The sequence below is a fragment of the Sphingomonas changbaiensis NBRC 104936 genome (assembly GCF_000974765.1).
Taxonomy (GTDB): domain Bacteria; phylum Pseudomonadota; class Alphaproteobacteria; order Sphingomonadales; family Sphingomonadaceae; genus Sphingomonas_B; species Sphingomonas_B changbaiensis.
The window spans coordinates 13,322-32,539 of record NZ_BBWU01000033.1 but is presented as its reverse complement, the minus strand read 5'-3'; the positions used below and the strand labels follow the sequence as shown (position 1 = coordinate 32,539).

Here is a 19,218-nt window from a genome sequence, read left to right as displayed (position 1 = left end):
CTGGATCTTGAACGGCCCGAACGGCGCCCATTGCAGCCGTGGGAATCCTCCGCGTCGAGCGCCTGCTTCGCGCCGCATCGTCGCGGTTTGCATAATGGTGCGTCGCTTCCATATCCGGCCATTCACAAGGTAATCGAGGTCATGGGCTTTGTGCCTCGAACTCGTCGCGGCGCTTTCCCGGCGATCACTAGTCCAGCTAAACGGAGGATATGACAGCACCCGCTTTAGGCAAGCGCACGCTTGCGGTCGTGTTTGGCGCGGCCGTGCGCGCCGACGGGAGCGCGAGCCCGACATTGGCCCGTCGCGTTGGTTACGCGGCCGCCGCGGCGGAAGCTGACCCGAGCGTGGATCTGTTTCTCTCGGGGAAGGTCGGGGACCATCCACCTTCGGAAGCTTCGGTGATGGCCGCACTGTTGGCGGGCAATGTTTCCGCCGAGCGACTGACGCTGGACGAGGTCAGCGGGGATACGCTTCAAACGGTGCGGGCGGCTGCCGCTCATGCGCGCGCGAATGGATACGCGGCAATCTTGTCTTGCACAGATTCCTATCATCAGCCGCGAGTGCGAATGCTGTTCTGGCTCCTCGGATTTTCCAGTTTGCCGGTGCAGTTACCCCCTCGCCGGGGAAAGCAATTGTGGCTGAAAATGTGGCTGCGCGAATGCGCCGCGATCCCCTACGATCTCGTTGCCGGGATCTGCGCCGCTTGGCGCGATCGCCGTCATCCAACGATAACGTTATAGGAACTGCGCCCGCGTCCGAGATGAGGAGCAATTGCCGACTGCGCCCTTTCGGGATGTCCGCCGCGCGTCCAGACCGCTCGGAAACGGACATTCGCATTCCGGACCTGGGATGGTCCGATCAGCGCCCATTGGCGACATTCCGCATAGCGCCTGCCGCTCGGAATAGTTGACGTTCGCGATCACCGCCGCCCACGGTCCGCTCGCGACCCTTAGCGGACAAGCGGCTGAGGTTCTATAGAGGGCGGCTGCAGCGCCTTAGCGCTCGTCCAGCTCAGTTGCTCGAATACACCAACGAAAGGATGCCGACTGGTTCCGCGGTCTCAATTCCGATGTGATCATCCTTGCGCCACTTGACGACAGCGGCGACCGGTGACCGGTCGCCAAGTTTTACAAGGAGGTGCTGGCCGGCGCCGACGTTGGCTGCGGTTTCCAGCAGCATGCCTGATTGCGACACGTTCTGCACGGTCGCCGGCTCGGGCGGGCGGCCCAGGTTCAACCGCGCTGGAATGTTCAACATGGAACGCCGCCCGCGCGGCTTGTGCTCGGGCATCGAGCCGTAATCGACGTCATCATCGCCAGCGCCAGTCCGGGCGAGCGGCGTATCGAAAGCGACGCCGAATGTCCTTCCTTCAGTCCACCGGACAGTTCCGGTCTGAAATGCCTTGTCGTCCAGGGTCAGGTGCAGCTTTTCACCGATGGTGAGTTCGACGTCAGCCTCACCCATAAACCCGTCGGCGGACACGTTATGAATGATGACATCCGAGAAGTAGTCGATCGCGTAGATCACTGCGTCCAGCACCACGGCCCGACGTGGATGCCGACGATGGTCAGCAGATGCCTCTTCTTGCCGCAGAGGGCGAAGGAAGGTTTTCTTGAGAGCGTTCAGCATTCCTGTCCACCTACCGACTTGTTTCAGAGGTCTTTAGTTCGAGCCGGAACAGCACCGGTTAAGCCCAGCTCCGTAGATCTACGGTGACGCGGCCTTGCCGGCGGTTTCTTGCGCACACTGCGATCGGCATGGCTGAGCGCTGTCGGGAGTCGCAGGCGCTTGGACTGAGGATCAACATGCACAAGAGGCTATCTCCGATCGTGTCCGTGCATTGTCGGGCACCCGACATAGTGATAACGGCCGCATATGACTGACAGCGCTATCTATTTCCGCCAGCAGGCTGAGCGCTGCTTCCGCCTCGCCTGGTCCTGTGCAGATGAGAGGACGACAGCGTCGCTTCGCCTCATGGCACAGGACTATCTGGAAAAGGCCCAGCAACTAGAAGGCGGCGAAAACGACAATTTAGTCACGGTGAGGCCGATCAAGAGCTAGGCTTCTAAGCGGCTGTCGGGCGGAGATTGGCCGGGTGCGTCGTGCTCAAGCGGACTTTCGATGCAGCGGCTGGCCTGAGAGTCATACGCTCCGGTCAAGCGCAATGGACAGCGGATCTCAAAAGCACGACGCGACTTGCCGCATCGGACGTTCGGCCGCGGCCGCCTGCGCTAAAGAACCGGAGGAATTATTAGGACACTTTTCCTGACCAGACCGTGGCAGGTATGAATGTTCCATGCGATTCGAAGACTCGGCAACGCGTGAGCGGTTTCGTCAATCAGCGCGCAGGCTTCACCAGATGGCCCAGTTGGTCTGGCCGCCCGATTATCTTTGTGCCTTTGAGCAGTGGCTACATGACCTTGATGTGTGGAGGCAGGGACCCCCACCGCCTCCCCCCGGAGCTTGGCCCTCAGCTGACCGTTATGAGGACTGACGCCTGCACATACCGGCCGCCGCGCTCGTCAGACGATGTCGCTAGTCAGCGCGTCGCATTCCTGTGAGCGCTCAGCCGAGTTCCACCTATGGAACCCACTATTGGCTTGGTCAATGCGGGAGCGAAGAAACTATCTTAGCCGCCAACCGTTCGTTGGCTGGGGTTCCTCCCCGCAAACCTCCCGGGCGGCTCAGCGATCTGATGGGCCGCCCGTCTTTGCAGCGATGTCGCGACATTCCGCATTGCGCCGGCCGCTTGGGATAGCAGACATTACCGAGCAACGCCGCTGGAGGTCCGCTCGCGACCCTTAGCGGACCCTAAATGAACAACATGGAAGCGCTTAGAAGGAGAAGCAGGACGCCCCAGAAGTGGAACGGGCCCGCGGTATTGGGTCCGTAAGCTCGGAGAGCCCGTTCTTCTTCAAAGAACGCCTCCTACGCACCATCATCTAGTTCAGCAAGGCGCGCCTGCCTTTCTCCTCCTCTTCGCGCCGCTTGGGGGGGCGGCCAGAAGATCAGGATGAGGGCAAGCACAATCCCGGCGAGTGCAGGGTTCTGCTGGTCAAGAAGGTGCAACATTCAATCTTTGTAGCCGAGCAATGCCCGCTCTCCACCGGAAACCGGCATTCTGATCTGCTCACGGCAAACCGGGCCGGTGGGCTGATGAGCGCCCAACTCAGTCGTCGTGGTTGATCATCGTCGAGCGCGTAAGCTGACGTTCGCGAGGACCGGAGCTCAAGGTCCGCTTCCGACCTAAAGCTGACTCCGGGAGCAGCTATTTTTGCAAGCGACCTGAAGTATCCTGTTCGGCGATCCTCGACGAACATTCTCGCAGCTTTGCAACTGCATCTGATGCACCAAGTGGCAAACCCATCATCAAGGTTGGGCCGAACCACAGCCCGATTGTGTCGCTGGAAGCAAGATCGCGAAGGAAACGGTCACTGTCTGTCGAGCCTTTGAAGACATGGCCGAACCTGTACTCATCTCCAATCTTTTGAATATCGAACGACTGGCTTCCCCACGCTTCGTTCAACGATGAGCCCGTCCGCGTGAACGAAAGCTGGAATTCGAGCGCGTTGCTGAGTGGCGGAAGCTTCGGTTTGTGGGTTCCCCACCCGAGCACAGCACCTTTCCGTTGATCGTCGTAGAAGATGATGAGTGTTTGTTCGTCACCGTTATCCCGCAACACATACGAGCGTTGCATCATGCATGCGCCGTGATTGCCCGCCGTAATTTCCCAGGCACCGGCATTCGCGTAAGGTTCGTCGACTGGGTGCGCCTGTGAAGCACCTGCGCTTAGCAGCGCATATACGCCGATAATCCGGCCTCTCATTCCACAGCCCCATATTAGAAAACAGGGGGCTCATGGGATCCGTTCGGTTAAGGATAGCTTATGTCCGCAACCTGCCCGAACCTGACATTCTGACCGAGGATCCACGCCGGTGCCCTCGCCGGCCGAATGGCGCCCATCTGCGACATAAGACAGTAATTCCCGAATGCTTAGAAGCGGTCGTTCGTCACTTCCGACGCGGACCGACTGAGTCGATCACAAAAGGTGGATTTCAACCGGTCGGTGCCGCGCCCGGGTCTAGCGCGTCAGATATGAAATTCGCCAAATACGCCGACAACGCCCATAGCTATCTGACGCCAGAATCGAGGCTCTTTAGATAAGCAATTGCATCGGCACGGCGGCGGCGATCGGGCACATAGAAGGGATGTGGCGCGGTGCGGCCTCGGCTGCCGTTCAGAAGATTGTCGAGGCTGCTGGCCGAATCGTCGTGCAGGAAAACCGGCTTGCGCGCCAGATCGAGCAGCAGCGGCATCGCAATGCCCCGCTTTTCGCCGCGCAGGCTTGCATTCACCACGGCCATCTTGTCGTCAAAGAACGAGTTTGGCGTGTTGACGATCGCGTTGAGCGGCGGCTGGCGGGGCGCCAGCATTATTGGATGATCGCCGGGGAAAATCTGGGCCATTGCATGAATGGTGGTCGGCACCGGCCGGCTCTGGTCGACATTGTGGCAGCCGGTGCATCCAGACGTGCGGAATACCTGACGTCCACGCATGATTGCCGACGAATCGCTCTTCATGCCTGTCGGAGCCGGGAGCGATGCCAAATAAGCGTTCAACGCCAGCAGTCGACGACCGTCGACACGGAAGCCGATCGGCGTGGTCAGTGTCCCCGGCTTGCCGGCTTGCCGGGCCTGGGCGGCGACAAACGGATATCCGACAACACGCGTGTCGTTGAGAATCTTGACGTAGTTGTCGATCATCTCGTCTCCGGCCGCGCCGGCCAGCATATGGACGAACGCGCGTCCGCCCGGCGTGGTCAGCATCGTCTGGTCGAAAAGGGTGGTGAAGACGAAGTTGCTGAAGTCGTCGATCCTGGTGAATGTCCCCTCGCTCCCGTAAGGGGCGGCCAGATCTTGCTCGAACAGCGGCGTATTGTGCATCGGATCGCCATTGCCGTCGAACGTGTCGTCGAACATCCCGATCGGATAGAAGCGCGGATTGCTGAAATAGGCGTCGAAGTCGGCTTCCGTTGAGGTCGCCGTGAGTCCGCGCGGCGCGCGGCCCAATGTCTTCCCCTTGTTCGCGTCGAGCTGCAGTTGGGCAATGGTGTAGAGGGCGCGCGTATTGGCGGCAGTTGCGAAAATCTTGCCCAGATTAATGTTGTGGTTGGCCAGGCCATCCAGCCGGCGGCCGACCGAGCCGCCCTGCGGCACCTTAAAGACCGACGCATCGGTCATCGTGTGACAAAGAGCGCAACTGGTTCCGACCTTCCCGTTTTTCGGTGACATGCCGATCACCGCACCGGCCATGACGAGTTTGGTCGTGACGTTCGGGTCGTTCAGCAGCCGCGATGACCGGCCGCTCGGGTCGGCGCGGAGTTCCTTCGCCAGTTCCGCCTTCGTGGCCGGGTCGACCATATCGGAATCGACCTGGAGACCGAGCTGGAGCGCCTGCAGCGGCGTGACTTTCGCAGCCATGATGCCGGCGGGCAATCGAACCGCATCGGTCCAGAACCCCTCGTTGCCGAAGGTTTCGAAGCGAAACACTTCGCGTCCGAGCGCCACGTCGCCCATTTGCTGCGGCATCCGGGGTCCCTGATCGGCAGGACCGTTCGCTGTGCTGACCGGAGGTTTCGCACGCGGCGCCGTTGGCCGTGCCGAGGATGCAACCGCGATCAGGGAAATCCCGGCTGCGAAGATTACCAGGAACCTGGACGAATTCGGCCGCGACCACATAAATGTTCTCCCGTTTGACGCAGTTCAACGCAGGCAAACGACGCGCGGTGCTGATCCGCATCCGGCTATCTTCGTCGCAGAATACTCACGGTCGTATGCAGGCCTGCGCGAAGACGGGGAACGCCGCGCGAAGTGGCCGTCGTTCCCCGGATCCCAGGTGTTTACAGCGCGCGAACCGAGACGCGCTGCCTGCGCCGGCCTGCCGCGCCGACCAGGCCAAAGCCGGCGATCATCAGCGCCCACGTCGCGGGTTCGGGAACGCCGGCGACCAGCTCGCCCGATGCGACGGGGAAGACGATCGTGTGGCCGAACTCTCCCCCCGGGCCCGGATCGGGGGCAAAGCTGCTGTGACCGTTGATCTCATCGTCGGTCGGCGGGTTCTGGTTGGGATTGTCGATGCCGACGCCCGGCGGCACGACGAGGCCGTGAATGACCATTTCGCGCAGCGCGAGTTGGTTGAAGCTGAGGCCAACCAGATCGGTAATACCATATCTGCCTTGCGATGGGTCCAGCGGGTTGATGAACCCGAACGGCGCATTCGGATCGCGCAGATTGAAGGTCTGGTCGTAGTTGATCGTCCCGTCCATGTTGGAGTCGATATTCTCGAAGTCAAACAGGATCGGGCCGTAGCGGGTCAGGCCTTCGAAGAGTTCGATGAACCCGTCGTGGTCGACATCCTGGGCCGATGTCGGCGTGAATGAATCGAGGGCGCCGCTGCCGGTCGTCATCGGGTTGACGAGATTGCCGTGGATATGGGCGACATGCGGGATTCCCGGCTCAAAGCCGGTGCCCTGGATGAGGACATGCAACGAATCATCGTCGTGATTGTAGGTGACCTGCGCCGAAGCGTGAGGATTCAGGCCGACCTTGTTGAGTGGCGCATCCTTATTCAACGCGGTGAAGGTCGTATGAAATTGTTGCGGATGCGCGAGCGCCGGACCCGAGGTCAAAATAAGCGCCGCGCTGGCGAGCAAAAGCTTGCTGGTCATGAGCGCGGCCGGACGCGATCCTTCACGGCCGACGGTAAATCTGATTGTCATGTCACCCTTCTCCCTGGCCCAGTCCGCTCGACCCGTTGCGCAACCGCGCCAGCATCTGCGATGTTCCCGCAGGCCGGTGCGAGATCAGCTCGAATGGGTGTCGTATCGTATCGCCACTATAGGCGTCAGCGGATCCGAGGCTTTCGGATGCCAAACCCAGCGATTCCGAAGTCAGTTATTTCGCCGCGATCCCTTGGCGATGTGCCTCGCGGAATTGGCTCGGGTCCACACCGTATCGCTCTCGGAAAACTCTTGAGAAATGACTGCGGCTTGCATAGCCGATGGTGCCGGCAACTGCCTTGATGGGTAAGCTGGAATCCTCAAGCAGCCGGGCCGCTCGCGTCAGTCGCGCCGAGCTCAGAAAATGTGTGGGGCTTTCGCCATAGGCGGCGAGGAAAAGCTGGCTGAAGCGCGACCGGCTCATGCCGGCTATTCTGGCGAGGCTCTCGAGGGAGTGCGCCTCCCCGGGGCGATCCACAATGAGGCTCGCCACGCGCCTCAAGCGTTGGTCCATGACCAGGAGCGAAAGCGCGTCTTCTGGGAATGATCGCTCGAGATGGCGGCGCAGGAACATTACCATCAATTGTTTCATGATTGCCGAGACGATCGCACGGGTGCCAACGCCAACCGAGGAAAGTTCGGCAAGCATTGCTTTGAACAACAGCGAAAGTGCGCCGTCACCGATATGTTCGGAAACAGGCGTGGATAGCTGGTCCAAATAATTTGGCCTATCGAAGATAGTCGCATCGACGGAGGCGCAGCCAAGGATGAGATCGGATTTCGTGCGGCAGGCGCGAAATTTTACCATGCCGCCGGCCAATGGGCATACTTCGTTGGCGTCGAAGACTTTCTGAACCGGCCCCTCGCCGTTGATCTGCTTGGGCATACGCTTCGGCACGACGATGATCATGCCTGGACGGATCGCCACCCTCCCTGCCTCGGACCATTCGATCATGCCGCAGCCTTGCAGCACGAAATGAACGATGGTCCGGTCAAATGGATCGCAGCGCAGGCCGCAGCCGCTCTCAATCTCGCAGATGGCGAAGGCATCGAGCCTGACCTCAAGACGCTCAAGCATTCGGTCGAGTTCGGCCGCACGCACAGCTTTCCCTGGCTCCATATCTTTTGCTTACCTCAGTGCCGATCGAACCCTCCGTTGCAGTCGTGACGCCCCCGTCGAAGCATCTCGATCGCTCAGAAACGCGCTGTAAAGCGCACGGTTGCGGCACTCTGCGCACGACCGGAGTCGATAATATCGGCCAAAAAAGTTCGCTTTGACGCCCCTCTCGCGGATGCAGTTGTGGGCCCGATCTCCCGCGACCGGAAAATGCGCGGGCACAGATCACATGGCCTTATAATTCGACGCTCACGCAGAGCGCCTCCTGTCATGCGCTGGCCTTGTCGTGATGTCCGGTTGCCGAAGCGATGTGGCTGACCCGCAGGACAGTTATCGGCCAACTCCAGCCGCTCTGTCGCGCTGTTCAGACGCTGCATTCCGCAGCTCTGGAGAAGACAGATGTACTATCATCAGCAACATCATGAACGGACATCAGGTGTCGCTTGGAACGCCGGCCGCTCGATCGGGCCCAAGCGAGCGCTGAAGCCACAGCAGGTATGGGAGATTCGGTTTCACCTGGAGCACGAGAAACGCACTCGCGACCGGGCGATGTTCGACATCGCGATCGACAGCAAGCTGCGCGGCTGCGACGTGGTCAAGTTGAGGATCGGGGATGTCGTTGTCGGCGGACAAGTTCGCCAGCGATCGATGGTGATCCAACAGAAGACCGGCACACCGGTGTCGTTCGAGATCGGCGAAACTGCTCGTGAGAGCTTGCGCGCCTGGCTCCGTGTCCGAGGTAGCGGCAGGCCTGAGGATTTCCTGTTCCCGAGCCGCATAGATCGAAGCGATCACATCAGCACGCGTCAATATGCTCGGTTGGTCGACGAGTGGGTGACAGCGATCGGGCTAGATCCTGCTCTGTTCGGCACCCACTCGCTGCGCCGAACCAAAGCGTCGCTAATCTACAAGCGAACGGGAAACCTCCGAGCGGTTCAAATCCTGCTCGGACATCGAAAGATCGAGAGCACAGTCCGTTATCTCGGCGTAGACTTGGAAGACGCGCTCGCCCTGTCAGAGGGCACTGACGTCTGAGGTGCCCGCTGGCGAGTGCCTCCGCAGCGCTCGCCAGCCTATCAGAGGCAGCTCCTAGGCGATGTCGAACGTCGCGTTCGCTTGGCCAAAGTCCAAATCGGACGTCGCAGCGATCAGGGTCGTGATGAGTTTCGCCAGTTTCGTCCGTTGCCGCTGCGCCAGCGACCTCGGCGCGCCAGAGATTCGGCCAGTGCTCCCGCAAGCTTAGAAGCGACCAGCGGCTTCGCCACGCGCGGCGCGTCGTCGAGAATGGCGGATTCAAGCGGCAGTCCGCCGTATCCGGTGACCACCACGAAGGGCACGGCGCGGGCGCTGAGTTCCTTCGCGATTGCGGCGCTGCTCACCCCATCCAGATTGGCGTCGAGCAGGGCTGCGTCGAGCGCTTGATCACGAATGACCGCGAGCGCTTCGTCGATTGTGGAGACCGGGCCCACGACATCATAGCCCAGATCCTCTAGCGTCATCGCGAGGTGATCGGCGATCAGAAATTCATCCTCGACGACCAAGACGCGGGCGGAGCGCGACGCGGAGCCATTGCCGTCGGTCATCGAACGGTTTCCTCTTCTCCAGAGGGTCGCGAGTCCGGCGCAGTATCGGTGGATTTGAGCGGAAAGTCGATGACCGCACGAAGGCCTGCCGACGCAAATTCGAGGCGTGCCTTACCGTGCAATTCGTACGCGACGCTGCCCTCGATCAAGCGCGTGCCCTGGCCGGCGCGCGGCGACGGGTTCACCAGCGGACCGTGGCTTTCGACCCATTCGATGACGACGCGCCTGCCATCACCATCGCCGTCAAGCCGCCACCCGATCGCGACCTCTCCGGCCGCAACGGACAAGGCGCCATATTTGACGGCATTGGTCGCCAGCTCGTGCAGGAGCATCGTGATCGACTGGCTGGCGGTGTGGCCCAGCCAAACGGCAGGACCGGACGCAATGCGTATCTGGCCGCCGTCCTGAAACGGCTTCAATGCCAGATCGATAATAACGCCGAGCTCGATCGTCCTGAAGCCGCTGTTCAAGATCATATCGTGCGCCCGGCCGAGCGCATGAATGCGGCCGAGGAACGTATCATTGAACGCGGCCAGCGATTCGCTGTTCCGCATGGTGCGGGTCGCGATTCCCTGGATGACCGCCAGCGTGTTCTTCACCCGGTGGCTGAGCTCGCCGACAAGCATCGCCTGGTGGCGCTCGGCGTCTAGGCGGATGGAGGCATCGTCAATGGCGATCAGGATCAAGTCCGGGCGATCGTCATAGCCCGCTATCCGGTTGGCGTTCAGCACCATCCGACGGGGACCGATTGCGGGGAATTCGTGAACGATTTCGAATGCGGCGACCTGGCCCTGTTGCGGCAAGAGCTTTTCGAGAGCGAGCCGCAGCCCTGCGTTGTTCCACTGCCCGTTTCCAAGTTCGAAGAACAACCTTCCCTCGGTCTCGGCAGGGGAGACCTGAAAAGTCTTGTAGAAGGCTGGGTTGGCGGACTGCACCCGCAGATCGGTGTCGAGCACGATCAGCGGGTCGTGAACCGTGCGGACAATCGCTTCGGCATAGTCGCGCGCCTCGGCGATCCGCGCCTGCGATGCCTTCAGTTCGGTGATGTCGATGAAGCTGGCGACGGCTCCGGCGATGCGGTTGTCGCGCGTCCGATAAGGCTGGACACGGAGCAGGAAGCATTTGCCGTCCTCGGCCTTCACTTCTTCTTGATAAGTTGCGAGCCGCTCGATCGCGGCACGCGCCTTGCCGATCAGGTCGCCGTCAGCAAATTTCTGGGCGAAGTTGGCGAGCGGCCGGCCGACATCCTGCTCGACCAGATCGAACAGCTCCTGCACCGTCGGCGTGAACCATTTGATCCGCATCCGCGCGTCGAGGAAGATGGTCGCGATCTCGTTGCCGGCGAGCAGGTTTCGGAGATCGTCGCCCGCTTCCTCCAGCTCGTGCACCTTGCGTTCCAGCTGCGCATTGACCGCGTTCAGCTCCTCGTTCAGCGACTGCAGCTCTTCCTTCGAGGCTTCGAGCTCTTCATTGGTCGCCTGCAGCTCTTCATTGACGCTGGTCGCTTCCTCGTTGACCGCCTTCAGCTCTTCGTTGGCGGTCTCGAATTGCTCGATCGTGCTGTGCAGTTCGTCGCGCGCCGCCTTCAGCTCTTCTTCGAAATCGCGTTCGCCGCTGTGCTCAACCGCCCTGGCCGACGGCGCGTGCTGGTGAGCCGCGGTCTGACCGCCGGCAAAGCTGACAAGGAAAAGGGTCTCGCCATCGTCGCCGTCGAGGGATGACGCCGTGATCGCAATGGGCTCGGTCCGTCCACCGCGCCCGGTCTCGACCGTCGCTGAACCCCCGTCGTCGACCGCTTTCTGAACAGCCCGGCGCACAGCAAGCCGCAGGCCGTCACGCGCCAGGGTGAGCAGGTCGCGTGTCGGTGCGCCAGACGGCTGCGCCAGATAGGTGTCGGTGGCGCCGTGGAAGTGATGCACCTTGTAATGCCGGTCGATCACGACCGAGGCTGGTCCGAAGCGCTCCGCGAGAGCCTTGACGGCGATGTCGGCGAGCCGTGGCGCGGCAACCGCGGTCTTTTCCTGCGCCTCGCGCGCGGGCCTGCCGATGAAGTCGGCAGGGCTCGACCGCCCGCCGCCCGCCCGCCGGTAGATGCGCCAGCGCTTCGACACCGTGGCGAACAAATTGTCTCGCCGGCCAATCGTTTCGGCGTTGCCTAGGAACAGGAATCCGCCGTCGCGCAGCGCGAAATGGGCGAGCGCCAGCACGCGCTCCTGCGCTTCGGGCTGGAGATAGATCAGCAGATTGCGGCAGCTGACCAGGTCCATCTTGGAATAAGGCGGGTCGGTCAGCAGATTTTGCGGTGCGAACAGCACCGTCTCACGGATTTCGGGCTTGACCCGATAGTCCTCGCCAGCGCGGTCGAAGAAGCGGGCCAGCCGCTCGGGCGACAGGCTTTCGACGACGCTCGCCGGATAGACGCCCCTGCGCCCGACCACCAGATTATGCTCGCCCGGGTCGGTCGCAAAGACCTTGACCTCGAGACGCTTGTTTGCCGCTTCGGCACGCTCCGTAAGCAGCATTGCGATCGAATAGGCTTCCTCTCCGGTCGAGCAGGCCGGCACCCAGGCCCGGATCGCCTGGCCCGGCACTGCCTTGGCAATGATTGGCGTAATCGCTTCCCGATCGAGCGCCTCCCATGCTTCCGGGTCGCGGAAGAAGGCAGTCACGTTGATCATCAAATCCCTGACCAGGGCGTCCAGCTCGGCCGGATTCTCCCGCAGCATGGCGAGATAATCGTCGAGCCGCTCGATACGAACGAGGCCCATGCGCCGATGCGTCCGCCGCAGCAGCGTGTTCGGCTTGTAGCGGCGGAAGTCCTGGCCCGAACGAGCGCGGAGCAAGGCCATCACGTCGTTCAGGTCGGCCTCGCTGCCGTCCTCAAGCGTCTCGGATGCGCCATCGCCGTCGAGATAGGGATGCTGCGCATAGGCCAGCAATGCCTCGGGCATCTTGTCCGGCGCGAGCACATAATCGACGGCCCCGGAGCCGATCGCGTGACGCGGCATGCTGTCGAACGCCGCTGTCTCCGGGTCCTGCGCGATACACAGGCCGCCGCCCTGCTTGATCGCGAGCAGCCCCGCCGTGCCATTGCTGCCCGCACCGGTCAGGACGATGCCGATCGCCCGCGCCTGCTGGTCTTCGGCAAGTGCCGCGAAGAATTTATCGATCGGGTGGCGCTGGCTGCGCGGCTCTTCGGGCTCGACCAGCCGCAGCACGCCGTCCTTGATCAGCAGGGTTTTTGCCGGAATGATGACATGGACGCGGTTCGGCTCGACCCGCATCCCGTCTTCGATGTCGACGACCGGCATTCTGGTCTGCTTGCCGAGCAGCTCGGCGAGCATGCTCGTTCGGGTCGGCTCTAGATGCTGGACCAGAACGAACCCCATGCCGCTATCGGCAGGCATTGCGTTCAGAAAGGGGATGACGGCCTCTAGCCCGCCCGCCGACATGCCAATCCCGACGATCGGGAAGGCGCCGTCCTTTACTTTCGATTTATCAGGCCGCGAATGGGCGGACCGCACGGGACGGCTGGCTTTGCCCATGAACTCTCCATTCTCGCGGGGGCTCTGGACGGATGGCCGGCGCAAGTCCTCAGGTCGTCGATTTGTAACACAATGCCAGGTTCAAACAAATGTTTCGCGATTTCTTACTGTTATATCAATCTCAAGGATCAGATAGGCGCGGAACACCTTCGGAATCCGGGTGGATCCATTCGCGCACCACGAGCGTGCGAAGCGGAGTGACCTGTTCGAGCGCCTCGTGCATCGCCGCCGTCCAGGACTCGCCGCCGTCGCCCTTCTGCCCGTCGGCTCTTACGGCCATCTGCCGGCACAGTTCGGCACGCTCGCCAAGCGCGCGCATGGCCGCCTCGATCGCGCGTTCGAGCGCGACGAACTGCGCAGCGAGCATCACGTCGGCGGTGTAAACATGGCCGATATGGCAGGTATATTGGGCCAGGCTACCAGTTTCGGTTTCGCGCAGCGCCCCGCCGCAATCCGGGCAGGTCACCGCGACCGGGTGTTGCTGGGTGAATTGGGCGTCCATATCCTTCCCCGGGCCGTTCGCGCCGGTCTCCAGCGTAACAGACATTCGCTTGTCGATGCGAGCCGGCGTCGCGCGCCCGCTGGCGATGCCGGTAAGCAGGCGCGGCATTTCCGCCAGCGGAACGCAGTGATCGACAGCGACATGGGCGAGCGCGCTGCGCGGCATGCTCGGATTCGCGGCGTCCATCGGGTCCTGCACGATCGCGATGCCGCCATGCTGTTTGACCTCGATCAGCCCGGCCGTCCCGTCATTGAGGCCACCTGTCAGGATGACGCCGACGACGGCAGAACCATAGGCCGCAGCCGCGCTGCGCAGCAGCGGATCGATCGCCGGTCGCGCCCAATTCTCGCGCGGGCCTTTAGTCAAATGGATGATGCCGAGATCGACAGTCATGTGATGGTCCGGCGGCGCGACATAGACGCGGCCAGCCAGGATCGGCTCGCCGTCCGCCGGATGGCTGGCCGGCAGCGGCCCGGCCCGGTTCAGCAGCCAGGGCAGCTCGCTCTTGTGGGCGCCGATGTGGAGGACGACGAATACTGCTGCCGGCAAATCCTCTGGCAGCTGCGCGACCAGCGCGCGAATAGCCTCCACCCCGCCGGCAGAGGTGCCGATGGCGATGATTGTCGGCACAGCCGGGAGCGGCTGATCGTTCATCCATCCGAAACGGGCTATACGCGCGCGCGTTCCGTGGCCTGCTGGCCAATGTGGCCCGCTTGGGCTTTGATATTCGACAGCGAGCAGCTGCAGGGCCCGATCACACGTTCACCCGGAGATCGGCATGGCATCACGGGGATATTTCGGCTCGGCGCCGCTGCCAGCGATCGAGCAGCCGTAACGCCGGGGTCACCGTGATGCCGTGCAGGAGGATCGACGCGAGCACCACGCCGCCGACAATCGCCCACAGCCGGCGAGGATCGGCAAAGGAGGCATGGTTGAGCGCGAATGCGAGATAGTAGATCGAGCCCACCCCCCGAATACCGAAGAAGGATATCACCAGTTGCTCGCGCCAAGGCAAATTTGATCCAAGCAGGCTGAAGAGGCCAGCGGCCGGACGTGCAACGAGCAGGACGCCGGTGACGAACACCAGCATCCGCCAGTCCAAAGACGCGAGCAGACCACCAAAGGCGACCATGCCGCCGAAGAGGACGAGCAGCACCATCATCAGCAGCCGCTCCGCCTCTTCTGCGAAGCCATGAAGCCGTTGGTGATACTCATGATCGCGGCTCGCGTTGCGAAGCGCGAGTGCCGACACGAAAACAGCCAGGAAACCGAAGCCGCCCAGCGTTTCGACCACGCCGTAAGCGAGCAGCGTCGCCCCCAGCGCGACAAAGCCGTCCCCGGTGCGCGAGAGGTTAGCGCGCATCGGGAGATGGAAGGTCAGATAGCCGAGGCCCCGGCCTATGGCATAGCCCACTGCTGCGCCGAGGATCGTCTTCCACAGGAGGTCTCGTATGAACCACTCCAGCAGATCGCCGGCGACGAATGTTGCCGCTGTCAGCGTGATCGCAAGATGGACGAACGGGAAGGCAAAGCCGTCGTTGAACCCGGCCTCCGATGTTAATGCAAAGCGCGCTTCATCCTCTGTGCCTTTGCCGGGGCCGCTTACCTGAACGTCGCTAGCGAGCACCGGGTCGGTCGGCGCGAGCACGGCAGCGATCAGCAGGGCTGCAGCCGCACTCGCTCCCGTCAGCCCCCATGCGAGACACGCGACGATCAGCATGGTGATCGGCATCGCGATGCCAAGCAACCGCCAGGTCAGTGCCCAGCTGCGCAGCCCGATCATCCGGTCGATCTTTAGCCCCGCGCCCATCAACGAGACGATCACGACCAATTCGCTCAACCGCTCCACCATCAACGGGAATTCCAGCGGATGGACCGCGAATTGCTTGAGCGCCGGCAGCGCGAACAAGGCCGCTCCCGCGCCCACGCAGAGGATCGGCAATGACAGCGGTGCCTTGCGCAGAAGCATCGGCAGCCACGCCGTCATCAGCACCAGCGCACCTACCCCGGTCAGCAGCAGCACGTAGAGAGAGTGCGAGAGCTCCAATGAAGTCCTTCCGCTGCCGCGGTCAGCGCATCAGGCCTGCGGCGCGCAGGGCATCTTCTATCACCCGTCCTACGTCGCCCGTTGCCGACTGTCGTACTGACTGCGCTCTGCCCCGCTCGATCGCGGGCATGGTGAGCGTCGAGGGCGCTGGAGGCGCTCGCAGTTCGGCAGCGGGCGCTGGCCTTGTCCGAGCTTCCGCCTGTGCTGGCATAAGATCCCAGAAACGGGCGATCTGTCGTGTCGAAGATATCCCCGCCTCGAGCATATACGGCCCGGCAGTGCCGCAGGCGGCGCCGCCGGAAGTGCTGAGTGGAGTGCCGTGGCCGAGGCCCGAAATGCGATACTCCTCGATCACTTCCCGCCCGTTGCCATCGTGCCAGATGCGGCGTGGGTGCCCATCGACGTCCTCGATCGCGGTTGGCTGGGCTGCAACCCCATAGAGCGCGCGCCATTGTTCAACGATTAGGGCCGCATTAGCGGCGCTCACGGTCGAGTCGCTGTCACCATGCCAGACCGATATCGTCGGCCACTGGCCGCGGTGATTGGATGCCGCTGCGACGAGTGCACCGAGCGCTGCCGCCGGCGGTCCGCCATGCGCCCGCATTCGGTCGAACGCCTCGGGCACTGACGTGGCGGTGCCATAAGGCAGGCCCGCGATAATCGCACCCCCGGCAAATACATCTGGATAAGTGGCGAGCATCACCGACGCCATCGCGCCGCCTGCAGAAAGGCCGGTTACATAGACTCGGTCGGAATCAAGCTCGTGCGCGCTGACCATTGCGGAGACCATTTGGCGGATGGACAGCGCCTCGCCGGAATCGCGCTGCGTGTCGGTTGGATTGAACCAGTTGAAGCACAGGTTGGCGTTGTTGGCGCGTTGCTGCTCGGGATACAGCAGCGCGAATCCCTGTTCATCCGCCAGCTGGGACCAGCCCGAGCCACGATCATAGCCGGCGGCATCCTGAGTGCAACCGTGCAGCACGACAACCAGGGGTGCGGACGAGCGGCGTAGTTCGGGCACGTAAAAGCGGCCCCGGAGCGCGCCCGGGTTTGAGCCGAACGCCGGCAGGTCCGTCAACCGGTCTTGGCTCGCGATGCCTGGTGGTCCCGGCGACGCGCTTCGTAACGCGGAAAGGCGAGTGAGAGTGTCATTCAAGCTTCGCATGCGGCTTTCTCCTGGCCACGGCGAAAGCCCTGACAGCTGCAGAACGACCGTGGTGTCGGTGAGGTTGCTGCAGTGCACAATTTCATAATCAAGACGTTGGACCTGAGGGAAGGTCCGGATTATTTGGCCAGTGGGGTGGTGTGGCGAGGTTGGCGTCTCCATATTCCTTTGATCGCGCCGTCCGTCTCGAGCTTGGCCGCGACTGAGAGTTCTTCACGCTCCCGCTCTGACGCGGAGCATGTTCGTGCAAACCACTCCCAGCACCCGTTTCGTTCGGCCTGCCCGGCGCATCGCCGCGGTCGCTCAAATGCAGACGACCGAGGCGGAGAAGCTGGCGCACGCACAATTCGGCAGGCCGCATTGCGCAGCAGGCGCTCGCCCGGTCCTGTCGCTTTTCAGACGCTGACCACCAGCCCGAGGGGGTTTCGAAAAGGATTACTACATGGCCAAGGGACAACAACGCGGCAACCGCGAGGCGCGTAAGCCGAAGAAGCCGGCGCCTCCGAAGCAGAATGCGTCCAATCCTTCATTGAAGGGCACGCCGCCCACTCAGCCCCTCAAGAAGGGCCGATTCCCCTTCCTCGCCTCTGGAAAGGCCGTTCCGTGCAGCCATCGCTGATCTTATGCCGCGTCCAGGAAGCGCATCACCGGGCGCTCTCGCGCGCTGCCACACTCGACAACGTCAGGATCATAGCCGACGCGGCCGCGGCCGCATGGGCCAAGGAAGGCCTCGCCGCCGGGCTGCGGGAGGGTCGCAAATTGCTCAGCCGAGAATTTGCGCACGCGCACCGCACAGTGGGTGAGCCTCCGCTGGCTGATCTCCGCAGCTTGAGTGAGAATCCAGACCGTGGACATGCCGACGTGGGTCGGGGCCGCCGTTTGTAGCCGGCGGATAGCGAAAAGGGCGAGGGAATGCGGCTGCAAATCTCCCATGTGACGACCTACGCATACCGAATCCCGGTCGAGATCCTTCCGCACCGGATGATGCTCAGCCCGCGCGGCTCGCATGCCCTTCGGGTGATCAGCGCCGAAATCGGCTGCGAGCCGACACCGGCGCTCGAGTGGACGCAGGATGTCTTCGGTAACCTGATCGCGACCGCTTCCTTCCTCCACCCGGCGGAAAGGCTCGTGATCACCAACCGGATGGTGGTCGAACAGACCGCCTCTGCCTGGCCCATCTTCGCCATCGCGCCGTACGCACACCGCTTCCCGTTCGACTATTCAAGCGACGATCGCAGGGACTTGGGCGCGCTGCTGACACCCGAACATGCCGACCCTGAAGACCAGCTTGGGGCCTGGGCATCGGCGCTGGTGCATGGCGCTGACACCGACACGCTGTCGCTGCTGAAAGACGTGAATGCAGCCGCCTGCATCGGCACAACCTATGTCATGCGTGAAGAGTTGGGGACGCAGTCTCCACAGGAGACGCTCGATCTCGGCTCCGGCTCATGCCGCGATCTCGCCACACTGTTCATCGAGGCGGCACGGCACCTCGGCTTCGCGGCCCGAGCGGTGTCCGGCTATCTTTTCGACGCGCTGATCTCGGACGATCTCTCCGATGGAAGCAACCAACACGCAGCCACCCACGCCTGGGCCGAAGTCTACCTGCCCGGCGCGGGGTGGATCGCGTTTGATCCCACAAACGGACGTATGGGCGAAGCGCAACTGGTGCCCGTCGCCGTTGGCCGGAACATTGCCCAACTGAGCCCCGTCAATGGCCGGTACGTCGGTACCGCCGATGCTTTCCTAGGGATGACAGTGGATGTCACCGTCTCGGTGGCGAACCAGACCGCCGATCTCGGCCGAAAGGACGGACCATGGAAACTCGTTTGATCGTCGCCTACAGCCTGATACTGATCATGACGCTGCTGGTCGCTGCTCTCGTCGCATACCGCATTTATCACTCTCACGATCGCGCCTATCGCCGCCGTCTGCGGAAGGAAAAGCGCACCTATGAGGCACGCCAAGTGCCACCGCGCCCGTGACCGTGCGCGCGGGTGCCTCACCCAGCTATTTAGGCTCTGCAGGGGCGCCAGCCCCCTTCGCGTCACGCTTGGCCTGGGCGAGCGCGTCGGCGAGCCGAGCATAGCGATACTCGCGGTAGTGAAAGATATCGGCGGGCACCCGTGTGATCCCGTATCGAAGCATCTCAGCGGCTGCGACATCCATGGACAGCGCGTGAACCTCAGTCGGTGCCTCTTCGCGCGAGTTCATGACGTGACCCACCCGTCTTGCTCGCGCATGACCGCGAGCCTTCCTGACATCTGACGAAGAATGCGCGAGCGGTGTCCGTATGTGTTGTGCCGCTGTCCCACCAATCCATTCGCGAAATCGCTGCAGAAGGTTGCGGTCATGTCGACAAGTGCGGCTTCGAGGGCATCCGCCTCGGAACCGCTGGGCGATACTGCCGAAGTCGTCGCAAATCGCCCGTCACTAATGGGTGCAGTCGACTGATGGATACCCACGCCGCGTCTCCTCGAT

Annotated in this window: 16 protein-coding genes; 5 read left to right on the top strand and 11 right to left on the bottom strand. The window is 62.5% G+C overall.

Going from position 1 to position 19,218, the window contains the following annotated elements; genetic code table 11:
- Positions 1 to 209 precede the first annotated feature (209 nt).
- On the top strand, positions 210 to 740 hold the full coding sequence (locus tag SCH01S_RS08475) for a YdcF family protein (protein ID WP_046348368.1): 531 nt from the start codon (positions 210 to 212) through the stop codon (positions 738 to 740).
- Between the two features lie 271 nt (positions 741 to 1,011).
- Here SCH01S_RS08475 and SCH01S_RS08470 read toward each other — a convergent pair whose 3' ends face one another.
- Positions 1,012 to 1,629, bottom strand: coding sequence for a PilZ domain-containing protein (locus tag SCH01S_RS08470; protein WP_084689471.1), 618 nt, complete (start codon positions 1,627 to 1,629; stop codon positions 1,012 to 1,014).
- Positions 1,630 to 1,875: 246 nt separating this feature from the next.
- Between SCH01S_RS08470 and SCH01S_RS08465 the strand changes: the two genes are divergently transcribed.
- Entirely contained in the window at positions 1,876 to 2,061 is a 186-nt protein-coding gene (locus SCH01S_RS08465) for a hypothetical protein (RefSeq protein ID WP_046348366.1), read from the top strand.
- A gap of 1,207 nt (positions 2,062 to 3,268) precedes the next feature.
- Here SCH01S_RS08465 and SCH01S_RS08460 read toward each other — a convergent pair.
- The 4 genes from SCH01S_RS08460 to SCH01S_RS08445 form a co-directional block, all read right to left on the bottom strand.
- Positions 3,269 to 3,826, bottom strand: a complete 558-nt coding sequence (locus tag SCH01S_RS08460) for a hypothetical protein (RefSeq protein ID WP_046348365.1) — start codon at positions 3,824 to 3,826, stop codon at positions 3,269 to 3,271.
- Between the two features lie 304 nt (positions 3,827 to 4,130).
- Positions 4,131 to 5,588, bottom strand: a complete 1,458-nt coding sequence (locus tag SCH01S_RS08455) for a hypothetical protein (RefSeq protein ID WP_217995427.1) — start codon at positions 5,586 to 5,588, stop codon at positions 4,131 to 4,133.
- A 311-nt stretch (positions 5,589 to 5,899) separates the two neighbouring features.
- A complete protein-coding gene (locus SCH01S_RS17480) occupies positions 5,900 to 6,778 on the bottom strand; it encodes a PEPxxWA-CTERM sorting domain-containing protein (RefSeq protein WP_439645805.1) in 879 nt (292 codons plus the stop codon).
- Between the two features lie 175 nt (positions 6,779 to 6,953).
- Positions 6,954 to 7,880, bottom strand: coding sequence for a helix-turn-helix domain-containing protein (locus tag SCH01S_RS08445; RefSeq protein ID WP_169746375.1), 927 nt, complete (start codon positions 7,878 to 7,880; stop codon positions 6,954 to 6,956).
- 414 nt (positions 7,881 to 8,294) lie between these two features.
- Here SCH01S_RS08445 and SCH01S_RS08440 point away from each other — a divergent pair, with 414 nt between their 5' ends.
- Positions 8,295 to 8,930 carry a tyrosine-type recombinase/integrase gene (locus SCH01S_RS08440; protein WP_046348362.1) on the top strand — a complete coding sequence of 212 codons (636 nt, stop codon included), beginning with the start codon at positions 8,295 to 8,297 and terminating at the stop codon, positions 8,928 to 8,930.
- 113 nt (positions 8,931 to 9,043) lie between these two features.
- Here SCH01S_RS08440 and SCH01S_RS08435 read toward each other — a convergent pair whose 3' ends face one another.
- The 6 genes from SCH01S_RS08435 to SCH01S_RS16425 all read right to left on the bottom strand — a co-directional run bounded on the left by SCH01S_RS08435 (position 9,044) and on the right by SCH01S_RS16425 (position 17,592).
- The gene (locus SCH01S_RS08435; protein WP_046348361.1) at positions 9,044 to 9,478 is read right to left on the bottom strand and encodes a response regulator; all 435 of its coding nucleotides are present in this window, start codon (positions 9,476 to 9,478) and stop codon (positions 9,044 to 9,046) included.
- A complete protein-coding gene (locus SCH01S_RS08430; RefSeq protein ID WP_052733861.1) occupies positions 9,475 to 13,023 on the bottom strand; it encodes a chemotaxis protein CheB in 3,549 nt (1,182 codons plus the stop codon). The genes SCH01S_RS08435 and SCH01S_RS08430 overlap by 4 nt, the downstream gene beginning before the upstream one ends.
- Before the next feature lie 121 nt (positions 13,024 to 13,144).
- A complete protein-coding gene (locus SCH01S_RS08425; protein WP_046348360.1) occupies positions 13,145 to 14,179 on the bottom strand; it encodes a chemotaxis protein CheB in 1,035 nt (344 codons plus the stop codon).
- 130 nt (positions 14,180 to 14,309) lie between these two features.
- Complete coding sequence (locus SCH01S_RS08420; protein ID WP_369385534.1) at positions 14,310 to 15,548, bottom strand: cation:proton antiporter; 1,239 nt, start codon at positions 15,546 to 15,548, stop codon at positions 14,310 to 14,312.
- A gap of 46 nt (positions 15,549 to 15,594) precedes the next feature.
- Positions 15,595 to 16,737 (bottom strand): extracellular catalytic domain type 1 short-chain-length polyhydroxyalkanoate depolymerase, encoded by a 1,143-nt coding sequence (locus tag SCH01S_RS08415; RefSeq protein WP_046348359.1) that lies wholly within the window; start codon positions 16,735 to 16,737, stop codon positions 15,595 to 15,597.
- A gap of 621 nt (positions 16,738 to 17,358) precedes the next feature.
- On the bottom strand, positions 17,359 to 17,592 hold the full coding sequence (locus SCH01S_RS16425) for a hypothetical protein (RefSeq protein ID WP_046348358.1): 234 nt from the start codon (positions 17,590 to 17,592) through the stop codon (positions 17,359 to 17,361).
- A gap of 57 nt (positions 17,593 to 17,649) precedes the next feature.
- Here SCH01S_RS16425 and SCH01S_RS08405 point away from each other — a divergent pair, with 57 nt between their 5' ends.
- Entirely contained in the window at positions 17,650 to 18,570 is a 921-nt protein-coding gene (locus SCH01S_RS08405) for a transglutaminase family protein (RefSeq protein WP_046348357.1), read from the top strand.
- On the top strand, positions 18,555 to 18,722 hold the full coding sequence (locus SCH01S_RS16420; protein WP_157032863.1) for a hypothetical protein: 168 nt from the start codon (positions 18,555 to 18,557) through the stop codon (positions 18,720 to 18,722). Before SCH01S_RS08405 ends, SCH01S_RS16420 begins: the two co-directional genes overlap by 16 nt.
- Positions 18,723 to 19,218 lie beyond the last annotated feature (496 nt).